Annotated in this window: 10 protein-coding genes and 2 pseudogenes; 8 read left to right on the forward strand and 4 right to left on the reverse strand. The window is 41.2% G+C overall.

The genetic code is table 11. The features are described from left to right. The first annotated feature begins 313 nt into the window (after nucleotides 1-313). The 7 genes and pseudogenes from drt2 to F3J40_RS00705 form a co-directional block, all read left to right on the forward strand. On the forward strand, nucleotides 314-1600 hold the full coding sequence (drt2, locus tag F3J40_RS00675) for an antiviral reverse transcriptase Drt2 (protein ID WP_167011959.1): 1287 nt from the start codon (nucleotides 314-316) through the stop codon (nucleotides 1598-1600). Between the two features lie 155 nt (nucleotides 1601-1755). Further along, nucleotides 1756-2676: a RipA family octameric membrane protein gene (locus F3J40_RS00680; protein ID WP_167011961.1), complete on the forward strand. Its 921-nt coding sequence runs from the start codon at nucleotides 1756-1758 to the stop codon at nucleotides 2674-2676. 877 nt (nucleotides 2677-3553) lie between these two features. After that, nucleotides 3554-4042 carry a hypothetical protein gene (locus F3J40_RS00685; protein WP_167011963.1) on the forward strand — a complete coding sequence of 163 codons (489 nt, stop codon included), beginning with the start codon at nucleotides 3554-3556 and terminating at the stop codon, nucleotides 4040-4042. After that, a complete protein-coding gene (locus F3J40_RS00690; RefSeq protein ID WP_167011965.1) occupies nucleotides 4032-4844 on the forward strand; it encodes a zinc chelation protein SecC in 813 nt (270 codons plus the stop codon). The genes F3J40_RS00685 and F3J40_RS00690 overlap by 11 nt, the downstream gene beginning before the upstream one ends. Before the next feature lie 39 nt (nucleotides 4845-4883). Further along, on the forward strand, nucleotides 4884-5063 hold the full coding sequence (locus F3J40_RS00695) for a hypothetical protein (RefSeq protein WP_167011967.1): 180 nt from the start codon (nucleotides 4884-4886) through the stop codon (nucleotides 5061-5063). A gap of 1 nt (nucleotide 5064) precedes the next feature. Continuing rightward, the gene (locus tag F3J40_RS00700; RefSeq protein WP_240155258.1) at nucleotides 5065-7290 is read left to right on the forward strand and encodes a KAP family P-loop NTPase fold protein; all 2226 of its coding nucleotides are present in this window, start codon (nucleotides 5065-5067) and stop codon (nucleotides 7288-7290) included. A gap of 309 nt (nucleotides 7291-7599) precedes the next feature. Beyond that, nucleotides 7600-8455, forward strand: a pseudogene (locus tag F3J40_RS00705) (IS3 family transposase); the annotation flags it as partial. Between the two features lie 292 nt (nucleotides 8456-8747). Here the strand turns inward: F3J40_RS00705 and F3J40_RS00710 are convergent. The 3 genes and pseudogenes from F3J40_RS00710 to F3J40_RS00720 form a co-directional block, all read right to left on the reverse strand. After that, the gene (locus F3J40_RS00710; RefSeq protein WP_167011971.1) at nucleotides 8748-9845 is read right to left on the reverse strand and encodes an SIR2 family protein; all 1098 of its coding nucleotides are present in this window, start codon (nucleotides 9843-9845) and stop codon (nucleotides 8748-8750) included. A 106-nt stretch (nucleotides 9846-9951) separates the two neighbouring features. Further along, nucleotides 9952-10230: pseudogene (locus F3J40_RS00715) on the reverse strand (winged helix-turn-helix domain-containing protein); the annotation flags it as partial. A gap of 439 nt (nucleotides 10231-10669) precedes the next feature. After that, nucleotides 10670-11797 (reverse strand): PDDEXK-like family protein, encoded by a 1128-nt coding sequence (locus tag F3J40_RS00720; RefSeq protein WP_167011974.1) that lies wholly within the window; start codon nucleotides 11795-11797, stop codon nucleotides 10670-10672. Nucleotides 11798-11964: 167 nt separating this feature from the next. Here F3J40_RS00720 and F3J40_RS00725 point away from each other — a divergent pair, with 167 nt between their 5' ends. After that, nucleotides 11965-12729 carry an LEM-3-like GIY-YIG domain-containing protein gene (locus F3J40_RS00725; RefSeq protein ID WP_167011976.1) on the forward strand — a complete coding sequence of 255 codons (765 nt, stop codon included), beginning with the start codon at nucleotides 11965-11967 and terminating at the stop codon, nucleotides 12727-12729. 49 nt (nucleotides 12730-12778) lie between these two features. Here the strand turns inward: F3J40_RS00725 and F3J40_RS00730 are convergent, their stop codons facing one another. Next, nucleotides 12779-13180, reverse strand: coding sequence for a nuclear transport factor 2 family protein (locus tag F3J40_RS00730; protein ID WP_167011978.1), 402 nt, complete (start codon nucleotides 13178-13180; stop codon nucleotides 12779-12781). Between the last annotated feature and the right edge of the window lie 106 nt (nucleotides 13181-13286).

The raw sequence follows: 13286 nt of genomic DNA on the forward strand, positions 1-13286 counted from the left end.
AAAAATGTTATAAAAAATCGCCCTGAGTGTAGGCTTGGGGGAGGTGTACAGTTTGTCCAGTCCGGGCCAGCGAGCTTCGCAACACGCCGACCAGAGACTGAACAACAGGTGGACGATGCTCATAACGGTCTCCATTAAGCTGATTACATTATACAGTGCTTCTAACATTTGCGGTGAAATGCATTTCTGGTTACTTGCGAATCAGTATGTATGAGAAGGTTGGATAAAGACCACTTTGTTAAGCCGGGGCAATGTTTTTGAACGACCGCAGTTCTAAGTTGCCCCGGTTTCACAATCCCTGAGAACTAAAAATATGGAATCTCGTGAACATCCTTGGTTTAGAAAACGTGGTTATTTGCACTTTGATAAGCCAATTTCTGTAGAGCATGCCTTAGATATAGTTACTAATCCTAATACGGTTGCCACTCATTCCTTCCTCCCGTTTATAACCTTCACTTCGACTACTTTTAAAATCCATAAAGACAAAGGCACAAATGCAATAGCAAAAACGCTAAAAGAAAGACCCATAGCGTATTCTTCGCACATCGATAGTCATATCTATTCTTATTATGCTGGAATCCTCGACTACCTGTATGAGGAACAGTTACACACCCATGATATTTCCAAGAATGTACTAGCGTTCAGAGCGTTGGGTAAAAGCAATATTGAGTTTGCTAACGAAGCCTTTCAGGAAATAAAACTCAGAGGTAATTGCAGTGCAGTTGCATTAGATTTATCTAAATTTTTTGACACTCTGGATCATTCTCTATTAAAAGACGCTTGGTGTAGATTACTGGCTACTGATATCTTACCCCAAGATCATTATGCTGTTTTCAAAGCCATTACCAAATACTCTAAAGTAGATAAAGAAAAAGTTTATGAGCTTATGGCAATTCCTAAAAACAATGCAAAACACGCAAAAAAGACAAAGAAGCAAATTTGCTCATTTTCGGAATTCAGGAATAAAGTTAGAAAATCTAACCTTATAGTGCCTAATAAAGCCAATTTTGGTATTCCGCAAGGTTCTCCTATAAGCGCCCTCCTTTCAAATATCTATATGCTGAACTTTGACATTGAAATGAATCAATACGTATCATCATTAGGTGGGAAATATTTCCGTTATTGCGATGACATGCTTTTTATTATACCTACACATGAAAAAAACAATGTAGCTGGCGAAGCAGAAAAACGGTTGATTAAACTTAAAGTTTCTCTAAACGTCAAAAAAACAGAAATCAGAGAATTTAAAGCTACTCCAATAAAAATTGCATGTGATAAACCACTCCAATATCTAGGATTTATTTTCGATGGAGAAAATATTTCCCTAAGATCTTCATCTCTTTCACGATATTCTGACAGAATGAAGCGTGGTGTTAAGCTTGCAAAAGCAACCATGAAGCGAAAGAATAAAATAAGAAAACATAAAGGTCTACCAGACAAAGAACTCTTTAAGGAAAAAGTTTATGCCCGTTATGCCCATGTAGGAAAACGAAATTTTTTAACTTATGGATACCGAGCTTCACGCATCATGAAGTCTACCTCAATAAGAAAGCAGTTGAAGCCTTTGTGGGAGAGATTGCAAGAAGAGATCAAAAAGTAAAGTGTGTTGCCCATTTATGGTTTTCAGAAAAAACTCTCAATTAGATGGTGGAAAATGGACAATGCTGAATTAATTTCACTAATTAAAGAAAATTTGTTATGTTATAAAATCAAATCTCATGTTTAACTCTGTACTTTAAAAAGACTAATACTATTATGAATGAAGAATTTAACTCCCTTAAAGTCAGCAAACCCATAAAAACAAGCGATCCTTACGAAGATAGTTTTGCTCAAGATTATTTTAAGGAACCTTCTACTAATTTATATTTTAAAAAACTACTTGGCTGTGACAATAAATTATATTTTACCAACGGAGATTTAGAGAAACTTAAAGAATCATATGATAAAGCCCATGATATTAGGAAATTCGAAATAGAACTTTACTGGAAACGCACCACCTATATTTGGACGTTAGTGGCTGCGCTAATTACAGCATGTGCAATTTTAGCGGCAGATTATTATCGAGTCCATGATACCGAATCTTTAAAAGATAGCGCTCTTAGTGAAACCAGGAATCTTTTACTGGCGTCCTTAGCAGGCGTGTCATTTTTTGGTGTTATTATTACTATAACAACCTCTTTCATACTTAAAAGTGGAGAATATTGGCAGAAAAATTGGGAGTATCATGTAAGCCTATTAGAACCTTTATTTTCCGGAAGATTATATTCAAGCCTGCTTGATAAAGACAACAATCGCTATTCAATCGCGGGGTTGAATAATTTCCTCTATGTTGTTTTTATTTTCCTTTGGATAGTAATATTCGTTATCATTACACTTGCACTCTCAAAAGATTTTCCAGCTTGGTATTACTTCTCCCCACTTATTATTTTTGGCTCTACATTTGTATTAACAAACACAATTATATCTTGGATAACACGTAGGACAACTAACACCTCTCAAATGAAAATTTCTCAATGGGAGGTGGAGGTTAAGGAAAAAACATCAAAAGAGAGCAAAAAAAACAAAGAAACCTCTCGACTACATTACATATTAGAAACCATACTAAAGATTGTGAAAATTTTGACATATTGCTTTTTAGCAGTGATACTTGGAAATATAATCCCCTACCACTTTTAATATAAGAGGATGACAAGTGGCATCCTCATCACCTGATCTTGCATTGATCTATTACACAAGAATTAATACATCGAGTTATTAGCAATGCCCGCAGATCGCTCGCAACGGACCTTCAGATCAGATAGCTTGTCCGCTTAGTGCCAAAAGCAGACATCACTATTTGTGTAAATATCCCGCTGAATCTACAGTGTTTGGGACATAAACATCACAAAAATGGAGAGTATACTCTGGGTTAATAACATATGGGAACTTGAAGGTTCCCATATGTTATTAATAGAATTCGAGCGATTATCAATGAAAGTCTCAAAGAAGGTTAACTAACCTGCCTTTTCTTGACTTTACTTAACAACTAAAATGATGCAACCAATCACTTCAACAACCAGATTGAGAGACAGCGCTACGGCAAACAGCTTTGCTACTATAAAAATTTAGCATGAGAAGGAATTAGTTAATGCTTGGGATGACTTATTAAAGACAAATTCTAAATTTTAATGTATGTCAGAAAAGCTGTGTGTCTAAAATGAACACAAGGATTTTCAGAATCAGCTTCTAAATTTTTAAAGCAACCTGAAAATCTTGGGCATTGTGGCCCTTTCTTTATAACCACTAGCATGTCCACGATTACAGCCCCCGAGGTGATCCCTCAGATTAATGATCCAATCCCTCTGCTGATACCTCTACTCTAACGGGTATATATTTAACTATTGTGATCATTTAATACATTGCTAATATTGAGTGGTGAATGGGATGATCGTTGAATGCTGTTAGCAACATTTTTTGATGTTACCCTCACTGTCCATACAAAGGTTATTGAAATTTCATCTTATATACAGTAATGTACCTTGAGTATAAAATCATATATTAAAAGTGGGTGTAAATGAAAAATCTCAATGACCTTGAAAAATTTGACATAAAAGAGTCAACAGTTACTTTTGAATCCTTAATTGCGGACGCACCACCAGAAACATCCTCAATACTCAAAGGAAAAAACGTTATTATTTTACCATCTCATGGGTATGAAGACGTTTATTACACAGGCACATTAGATACACTAGATTATCTTAATGAAAATAACATTACTGCCGAAGTGTATGCTACCGACGATGAATATAAAGAATTGGGGTTGCATGCGGCAGATATATGGCTTGGAACCTTTATCATTAAAAATTTTGTAATACCTATATTCTGTAGTGTAGTTTCGGCATATATTTATGATAAAATAAAAGCAAAGAAAAATGATAAAATCTCGCTAAAATTCATCGTTGAAAAGAAAGATGGAAAGACTGTTTCAATTGAATACAATGGAAAAATAGAAAAATTCAGTGAAGTTCTGAATGTTGTTAAAGGACTTAGTAATGAAGATTGAATTAACAACTTTGGAAGATATTGTAAATCCAGAAATTATTAAATCAATTGATTCCATAAAAAAAGAAAAATTAAAATCCATCAAATGTGGCGATGAAGAAAAAGCCAATGAGTGCTGGAGAGCACTTAAAGCATTTGATCTAAACGTGCTTTATATCCGAGCATTTAACAATATAAAAAATAAGAGGTATAGAGATGCGTGGAATGAACTCGAAAAGTGTGAAATAAATTATGAATTTCTTAGTGAAAATTCAAATGAATTTTTTTTAATTAACACAAGATCTAAGTTCATAATAGACAAGGTTATTAAATGGCAGTCTCTTTATCCGTATTGCCTGTTTGTTAGCCCCGGTTTTAAAGTTGGTTACTATACCTGCAGTATCTGTGATCACAGAGTTAGACCAAGATCGAGGTGTGGACATAAAAAAGGTAAAATTTATAATGGTGAACTATGTCTTCATGTAGCGCATGACATGGAGATCCTTGAGGTTTCAATTGTATCAACACCTGCTCAAAAGTACTCAGTAATGCATGATGATGCAACCCTTGATTTTACACTGATAGAATATATATCAAATATTTTAGAAAGTGCATTTGAGGAGTGGGATTTAAATAGAACAACTATGAGGTTTCCAAAAGAGCGTTTTGCAAATGTGAGAAGCGAGGATGATTGCCCTTGTAAAAGTGGCAGAGAGTTCCATGGTTGCTGTAGTGATAAAAAAGAAATTGAAATTCCACATATTGATTTCATACTTTCAAAATCTATCCCTCCTGATAAAGAAGAAATTAGCTTTCCGTATTAAAATAAATATGAGTTAGAGCATGGTCACTAGGGCAAGCACATGATGCTTTCCTCGTGCATACACGTCATGCCAGAGGGATTCTTCGGTATCGACGGAGGGGAAGTTTTTTTATTGGCAGAGGCGTTCGAGACGCTGATCCGTGAATTCACTGCGGCGGGCGCTGAAGGCGCACTGGCGGAGGCCCTCGCCAGATTGCACTATATGTATGAGGATTTGTGAAATGTCTGATATCGATGTAATGAGGCTGGATCAGTCTGTCACCCGTCCGGAACAGGATCGTTATGGCTTTCGCTATGTTGCTGCACAACTGGCACAGTCTATACAGTCTATCGGTCGTGAAGGAAGCGCCGTTATCGGCATTGAGGGAGCATGGGGCTCGGGGAAAACGAGTCTGCTTAACCTATTGCACACGGAACTGGATAAACAGAAAGAGGGCAACACCTTTGTTTTGAGTATATCCCCATGGCTTGACGGCAGCGGAACCAGTCTGGTGGAATCGCTGTTGATACCTGTGGCAGGTATTATTGCCGCTGAGGAAGAGCGTCTTCTTTCGCCTGAAGACCGGGAAAGCCTCGAAAAGAAAAAAATGCTTACCCGGACAGCTCGGACCCTGATGGAATATACAAGAGCGACTGCCCGCCATCTTGCTCCCCTAGCTCAGACTGCAGCAATGATCCCGGGGGTACCTGATGCCAGCGGTGCGTTGGATGCGTTGTCAGAGTCCCGATGGCTAAAAGAAAAAGAAAAAACTGCTACGGAGATGCGTACTGAAATTGCAGAAAAGATTATCGGAATGGATTTAAGCTTTATTATTCTTCTTGATGATCTGGACAGACTGGAGCCAGCGCAGGCTGTGGAGGTCGTCCGCTTAGTCAAATCCGTCGCTGATTTTCCCCGTTTCCGCTACATACTCTGTTATGACAAATCTGTGCTCGCTCTGGCCATCAAAAAAGGTCTAGGCGTGGAAGATGGAGAACTTTACCTGCAGAAAATTGTGCAAATTTCGTTTAGCCTGCCGAGGCCGGAATCTTTCGACCTGCGTCGTGAATTTTTTTCGGGAGTAGTCGGATTATACGAAACTGTTAATGGCGATTTTCCGGACGAAGAATTTATAAACGACTTGAACCGCGTAACAGATATCTACGGTGCTGCACTGAAAACACCCCGTGAAGTTCATCTATCCCTGAATAATCTGCGGTTCAGATATAGCGGAATACGTGATTACGTCTATTTACCGGATTTGAGCTTTCTGCAATTGATCCGCACCACCAATCCCGGATTGTATGACTGGATAGAAGAATATCTTACAGAGCGGGCAATCGTGGAATCTGGTGACGGCAGTGTAAGTCAGGAAGAACAAAAATTTCTGACACAAAATTTAGTTGAATGTCTGTCCCGTTTCCGATCTTCAGAAGCAAAATCTGTAACCTCCTTGAAAAACTGGGTGCCGGGAATTTCAGGGTACCAGGCTAATATACAGAAGTTATTTTCTCAGACAAGTGATGAAGATAAAGCGATGATGACAGCAAATCGCCGTCTCGGGAGCACGGCATACTGGCGTTATTACTTTGCATTTTCTTCGCCTCAGAACGTATTGCCACCAACATATTTTGATGAGCTGTTCCGTAAAAGCAGTAATCCTGATGAGTATCCTGCGATGGCCCGAGAACTCTTGGCTAGGATCAACAGCAATGGTGTGTCCTCACGTACATGGTTTGAACATATTCTGAGTCAGCTGACACTGCCGATGATAAACAAACGTACAGTTGCAGAGTGTCATGGTCTGCTGACATTCTTCTTTAATAGCGGTGATGAGATATATACACGTTACAGACAGAGAAATCTCTGGTTTTCCCGGTATGATCTTGATGTAAACAGTGCGGCTGATCGTCTTCTGAAAAGGATGCTGGATAATGACCGGACGAAAGCGATGGAAAATCTGCTTTTAATGACGATGAAAGGAGCCGCCTGGGTCTGGATTGCGAATTATATCCGCGATTTGCTATGGCAGAACGGGTTAGCCGGCAACCGGCCAGAGCCAGAGCACGAACGCGTACTGAACGATGAGGAACTGAACTGTATTCGTCATCATTTCTGCGAACGCCTAAACAAGGATGAACTGAAATCACTGTTTGAGCAGGATGGTGAACTGGGGGGCTTTGTCTGGGCCTGGCAGGATATTGCAGGCCCAGAATCCGTTATTTCGTGGATTACTCAACATAGTGAAAGTGATAAAGCGTTTCTGATGTTGTTACTGAACCTGCGGTCTCATATTATTTCCAGTGCAACCGGGCACTATCTGACACTAAAAATAAGGGATATAGCTCACCTGTTTGGAGGTGAGGATATGCTCTTAGAAAGGTTAGAGCGTATTGAGTCCGAGGATAATTTTCCAGATCAAGTAAAAGACGTTAGGGCCGCCATCGCCCTCAGTAATTCATTCTGATGCATCTAATCTACGGTTAATAACGACTAACTCAGTATGAGAGGCCGCTTAGCGGCCTTACATCTATTTTCAGGCACTAAGAGCTTTTTCTTTGTCAAATGGAATCCCAGCATATTCCTTTGCTAAACAATTTGCGTTCCCAGCCACCATATTAATCAAGCTCGGTATACAGTACACCAGCAAGATCTGAAACGTTTTTCTGCAAGTATCCCGATAAAGCGGACCATTCACTTTTAGAGATCTTCCGACATACTGACTATGTCCCTTAAAGAGAACACTATGCGCAAAGCCCGGCTCACCGAACACTAGATCATCGCCGATCTGAGTCTGGAATGCAGGGCACTGAAAGACGTCATCGAAAAAAAACTTTAAACCAGCGATAAAGCGTGAGCTGGTCAGCTATCTGACCACGCGGTTTGCCATGAGCTTACGCCAAGCATGCAATATATTGTCGCTGAGCAGGACGGTTTTTCGTTACCAGGAGAATACAAGACGTGATGAATCAGTGATCCAGGCCCTAGCGGGGGCGGCTGAGCGCTATCCCCGCTACGGCTTTAAGAGGATTTTTCAGGTTCTCCGCAGGTAGAGGCACGTCTGGAATCATAAGCGTATACACCGGATTTACTGCCTACTGAATCTATATTTTCGTCGCAAGGGTAAACAACGCATGCCGGTGCGTAATCCGGCCAGGCTGGCAAAGCCGCTGGCGCTCAACAAAAGCTGTTCGATTTATTTTATGCACGACGCGCTGGCATGTGGCCGACGTTTTCGGACTTTCAATGTCGTTGATGATTTTAACCGTGAAGCACTGGCCATCGAAATTGATCTGAATATCCCGGCGCAGCATGTCGTCAGGCTCCTAGACAGGATAGTGACAAATCGTGAGTATCAACAGACTATGCGGATGGATAACGGTCCTGAGCTGATCTCACTGACTCTACCACAACGGGCAGAAGAGCATAGTGTGATGCTAAAATTTATAAGGCCCGGTAAGTCAACGCAGAATGCCTTTATCAAACAATTTATCCGAACATACCGGGCCGAAATACTGGTTTTTTATCTGTTCAAAACGCTAGGTGAAGCACATAAAATAACAGACCGCAGGCTGTTGGAATACAACAACCTGATGCCTCATGAATCCCTAAACAATCTGACGCTGGAATAATACCGGCTGATGACTGAAAAACTAGAAATCTAAAAAAATTTAGGGATTAAAAGCTGGGATACTTACAATAGAGGTTAACCGTTGAGTGAAGAGTGAAGAGTGAAGAGTGAAGAGTGAAGAGTGAACAGCAAACTCTACATTTTGTCTTAGACAATAAAAAAACCCGGCATACGCCGGGTTGGTGGTCTATTCTCAACAAACTAATGATAGGTCTAGGCTATCTATTCCTAAATCTTAACCTATTCCAAAAGAACAGGACTGTGAAGTTAGCCCCATCCATAGCCTATAGGATTTATTGAAGATATAAGGATTGCTCAATAAACTGACTGGCACCACATAAATGGATTTTAACCTCGCGCTCCCCAAAAAACCTCTGCCAATATTTTTTTACATCATCTTCTTTTTCTTTATCCCTTTCATATGTTACGACTTCAATTTTAACACTTCTTTTAATCATTCGAGATAAAAGCTGTCTCATTTCAAAATCAGCATTCGGCAATGAATAGCCTATGAAGATTATTCTGTCAGCTTCAGATAATTCAATGCCAGCATTTTGCCAAATTATTTTGTATTGAGGGTTTGATAGATCCTTTAGAAAAGTAGGCATGATGAGATTTGATATCAATCTGTTTTCTTTATTTGTTACGTCATGATTTTTATCACAATGCCTGCATGTTTCCCCTCTAACAACCCCTATTTTTTCATTAAACCCCACATAAAGGCGCATGCATCGCGAACATTGTAACCAGTTAAGCGAACCATGTATCTTCAGCAGCTTCACATTAAAACCACCTGCTCCTAACATTTCTAGGCCCGGCTTTACCGTTTCGTCCTTTTCTTCTAATGAGCTTATATAACAGCAATAATCAACAACTGCACGTCCTTGGTAGTTCTTCTGGATATAATCATACAATGAATTATCCAATAGAATATCCCAGTTGGTACTAATGACGCTTACAGGATCATGCTGTCTATAATTCCCACCCAGCCTCTCACTACCCTTCCTCACTAAATACTCAGCAAAGCGGTCAATATATTCCTTGCTATTCCCTTTTCTTTTTAATATCCTTCTAATGGCCACGCCAATGATATTAAAAATAGCATCCCTTGTCTTTGTCATTTGCTCAATAGACAGACCTCTAAACTGGATATTATCCGCTAAGCACCGATCTAAAGGAGTGAACATATCTTCAATCTGAACATCTTTAAATTGCTCACGCTTATAATATAATTGTTCAGTAAGCAAGCTTTCAAAAAGAAGAAAATCTGAAGTATTAAAATCGTTTGGATTCTCTTGGTGTATTTTAAATATTTCACCCATTATTTCTGCCTGCATAGGCGCGCCAGCTTCTTTTGAAAATCCAGCGCCAAGCACAAATACAGTTTTCATCCACAACCTCTTAAATTATATTCTGCGGTCAGATATTTGAAGGTTAGTTTATTCATATGTCAAGTAAAAAACCGGGTTCCGCCGGTTTAAAATCCTTTTTTGTGAATTAGACGCTACACTTCGGCAGCCAATCTACATTGCTTTTTTCCTTTAAAATGAGGTTTGTCTGTATTCCCTGATTGGTCCACGGCTTCTCGTACTGCAGCTCATACTCTTTCAGTATTAACGGCATCCCCTTGCCAAACATGGTCAGACTGAGCGTATTTTTATAGCCGTTAGTCTCCATGTAGACCAGATAGGCATGATAAAGATATATGCGAGGCTGACGGGGAACAATATTAGCGTTCCCCATAAACATTCCCGTAGTGTCAGGTAAGACTTCAAGTTAGTCTTCCCAACATTACGCCTGTTTATTCGCTGCAACGTCATCGGCTTCGAGTTGTTGGCGTAATGATGCTACTGTTCACACTTTGTACGTATTTGAGCCTGGAAATGACACTCCGCTATGAGTTAATATCCCAATTGCCACTATTAACCACAGCAGCAACTAGCTACTGAAATAATCACTGAGAAAAAAATCCTAGGAAGGCAGTGTTTATAAGTACGCTTAAAGACAATGATATACGAAAAGTCACGTTTCAACGTCTAAGTCTTCTTCGGTCTTATGCGATTTTATTAAATCACATATATCCACGAAAACGCTAAAAACCACGCAACTGCGTGGGTTTTTACTCCTGCTAAAACTGCCTCTCCCTCTTACGCAACATTAAACCAAAAACCTAACCCCACGCCCAAAAACTGTGTAGCTTTAAGGAATACCGCTCTTACACCCTCACCTTCCCATCAACCCATTCCGTCATCGCACGTAACAACACCAGCCCGTCTGTTTTATGCCGGGTAAGTCCCCAAAAACTCAGTTCCAGCAGCTGGGATTTCTCTGACAGTGAAACCTCGTAATCTTCCGTGCTGGCTTCAGGGATAAATTTACCGTTGCTGAGCAACGCCTGGACCTCTTCCTTCAATGCTTTAATATTCGGGTAATCGTCGGCATGAATCCAGCCATTCACATAGAATTCAGCCGCATCGCGTCCACCGGTTGCCGGGCGGTAAACCAGTGTCACGCCGGTGTTCCCCTGCCCCCAGCAGCCAGGCATCAAATGAATGGCTTTATAGTGGTCTTTCCAGTTATTAATGCTGGTGGTGATCTGGGTATCGGGCAGCACTGCGGCTACAGTCCGTTTAGCTTCTTCGGTAATGGCATGTTGATACATTTCCAGCAACTGAACTGATTTAATTAATGATGTAAAGTTCTCAGTGACAAAGTCGACATTTTCATCTGATGTATTATTCATTTTCTTTCCACTCAATGTCTTAAGATGATGTAAAAATTCCTGATAAAAGACGTTCCATTTATTAAGCCCTTCGTTTAGCATTTCAATGCCTAAACGCTGCGTGGCTTTCTCTACCAAAAGGGAGTAATTGATCAACTGCCAGTCGTCTACACCCAGAGCAGCATTAGTATCCGGCTTTATGATACAGCGAAACAGACGTTGGTTATTGCCACCATACGTCTTGATAAGATTGACATAGCTGGGGAATGGATTGTAAGTATCTGCCTGCACCTTATGTTCAATACCCACAATGAAATCATCGTGTTTTATCAGTATGTCCAGATACTTACCGTCTTCGGTCCTTGCTTCCCTCAATAGCTCAACCGAGGTAAAGTCGATTTCATCAACATTAAAATTTTCATCCAGACAACAGAGCAAAGCTTTGAGCAACCATGGGGAGATAGTTTTATTACCCCCCATAAACAGTGCCATCAAATCTGAGGTGGGGTTTTCAAGGTATCCGGCTCCGCCCAGGTCAAAGAAGTTAAATTCCACATCTTCCTTAAGCGAAATCCCCCTGAGACTTTTAATAAACTCAACGCTCAATTCATCAGTTAACAAGCAAACCTCTATTTAAAATAGTCCATTACAGAGCGACTGTTTTATACATCACGATAAATCCAAATGCAAACCATGAGCAATTTACTATTTACAATGCATTTCCGCTAAAGTTTATATTACCGCTGCCGATAACCCTCTCAAAGCCCCCATAAAAAGGAATTAACCCCATGCAGGATATTTCTAAATACTCACGGTCATTAGCCATGGCTGATACTTATGTGTATGCCTTTTACGACGCTGGCGATGAGACTAAAAAGCCGTTTTATATTGGTAAAGGGAAAGGCAGCCGCTGCCTCGATCACATCAAACACCCTGATGACTCGCCGAAATCAGAACGTATTCAGGCTCTGGCGGCCATGAACCGACTCGGTATCGATATTCTGCGCCATGGTATGGATGAGAAAACGGCGAAGCTGGTTGAAGCAACCTGTATTGACCTGCTGGGGGTGGGTGAACTGACGAATAAAGTCCGTGGCAGCAGTTCTCTGATGGGCCGCATCACGCTGGATGAGTTTCATCACCTGGTGTTGCAGGAAGAAACAGAAATCGCGCCTGAGCATGCCGGGCTCGCCTTCTTGCTAAACACCACCTACAAATCTGGCATGAGCAGTCTGGCGCTGTATGAAGCGACTCGCGGTGTGTGGGCAAAGATCCCGAAAAATGAAAACCTGAAGTTTGCCTACGCAACCTATGAGGGACTGATTATGGAGGTCTACTCCATTCATAGTTGGGTTAAAGCAGGCACGCAGCAATACTTCACTCGCGAGCTAACGATCAAAGAGGATACACAACGTTCAGAGTTTATTGGCCGCATCGCGCCGCAAGCGGTCAGAGATCTCTATGTGGGTAAACTGATCAAAAAACCGCGTAGCCACGGCAACCCGTTTGTAAAAGTGGGTGTGGTGGCGGCGGAAATAGCCGTCGAAAGTTAACGGCAACGCTGATTGCTGGCCCGACGTACGCACGGGCCAGACGCCAACACTACACCGCAGCCTGCGCCACCGCAAAGCTATCTTCAAACATACGAAAACGGGTAATTTCACCCTGCTCCACCGTGAAATCGAGGCAGAACTCCGTCTCCATCAGCTTACCGGTTTTAATCATACGGGAGGCCAGTTTGCCGACGGCGAGTACCCGGTTGCCCTGGGTTAAAATATCATCCACTGAAAAGGCTTCGGATAAGAGATATTCCCTGATTTGAGCATAGAATTCCGCCGCGCCCGCTTTGCCCTTTTTACGGCCAATCCACGGGACGTTGCGGGTATCTCCGGCCACATACCAGTCGACTTGCTCACTGAATAACGCACCGATGTTTTCTACTGGCTCACCGCCACCTACCCGACGAAAAAATTCATCAATTACCGCGCGAGATGTGTTGCTCATAGTCCCTTCCTTAACCCTTAAAGTAGGCGTAGCAAGCCTGATAACCACCGCCACGCGGAGATAACGCCTGGGCATAATAGGTTATCGCCCACCGGGCAACTTCGCA

Origin of the sequence: Candidatus Pantoea multigeneris (genome assembly GCF_011752615.1) — a bacterium.
In the GTDB taxonomy this organism is placed as follows: Bacteria; Pseudomonadota; Gammaproteobacteria; order Enterobacterales; family Enterobacteriaceae; genus Pantoea; species Pantoea multigeneris.

What these genes read in the sequence shown, in the direction of transcription:
- drt2 (WP_167011959.1), top strand. Translation starts at nt 314, where the DNA reads ATGGAATCTCGTGAACATCCTTGGTTTAGAAAACGTGGTTATTTGCAC.
- F3J40_RS00680 (WP_167011961.1), top strand. Translation starts at nt 1,756, where the DNA reads ATGAATGAAGAATTTAACTCCCTTAAAGTCAGCAAACCCATAAAAACA.
- F3J40_RS00685 (WP_167011963.1), top strand. Translation starts at nt 3,554, where the DNA reads ATGAAAAATCTCAATGACCTTGAAAAATTTGACATAAAAGAGTCAACA.
- F3J40_RS00690 (WP_167011965.1), top strand. Translation starts at nt 4,032, where the DNA reads ATGAAGATTGAATTAACAACTTTGGAAGATATTGTAAATCCAGAAATT.
- F3J40_RS00695 (WP_167011967.1), top strand. Translation starts at nt 4,884, where the DNA reads ATGATGCTTTCCTCGTGCATACACGTCATGCCAGAGGGATTCTTCGGT.
- F3J40_RS00700 (WP_240155258.1), top strand. Translation starts at nt 5,065, where the DNA reads ATGTCTGATATCGATGTAATGAGGCTGGATCAGTCTGTCACCCGTCCG.
- F3J40_RS00710 (WP_167011971.1), bottom strand. Translation starts at nt 9,845, where the DNA reads ATGAAAACTGTATTTGTGCTTGGCGCTGGATTTTCAAAAGAAGCTGGC.
- F3J40_RS00725 (WP_167011976.1), top strand. Translation starts at nt 11,965, where the DNA reads ATGCAGGATATTTCTAAATACTCACGGTCATTAGCCATGGCTGATACT.
- F3J40_RS00730 (WP_167011978.1), bottom strand. Translation starts at nt 13,180, where the DNA reads ATGAGCAACACATCTCGCGCGGTAATTGATGAATTTTTTCGTCGGGTA.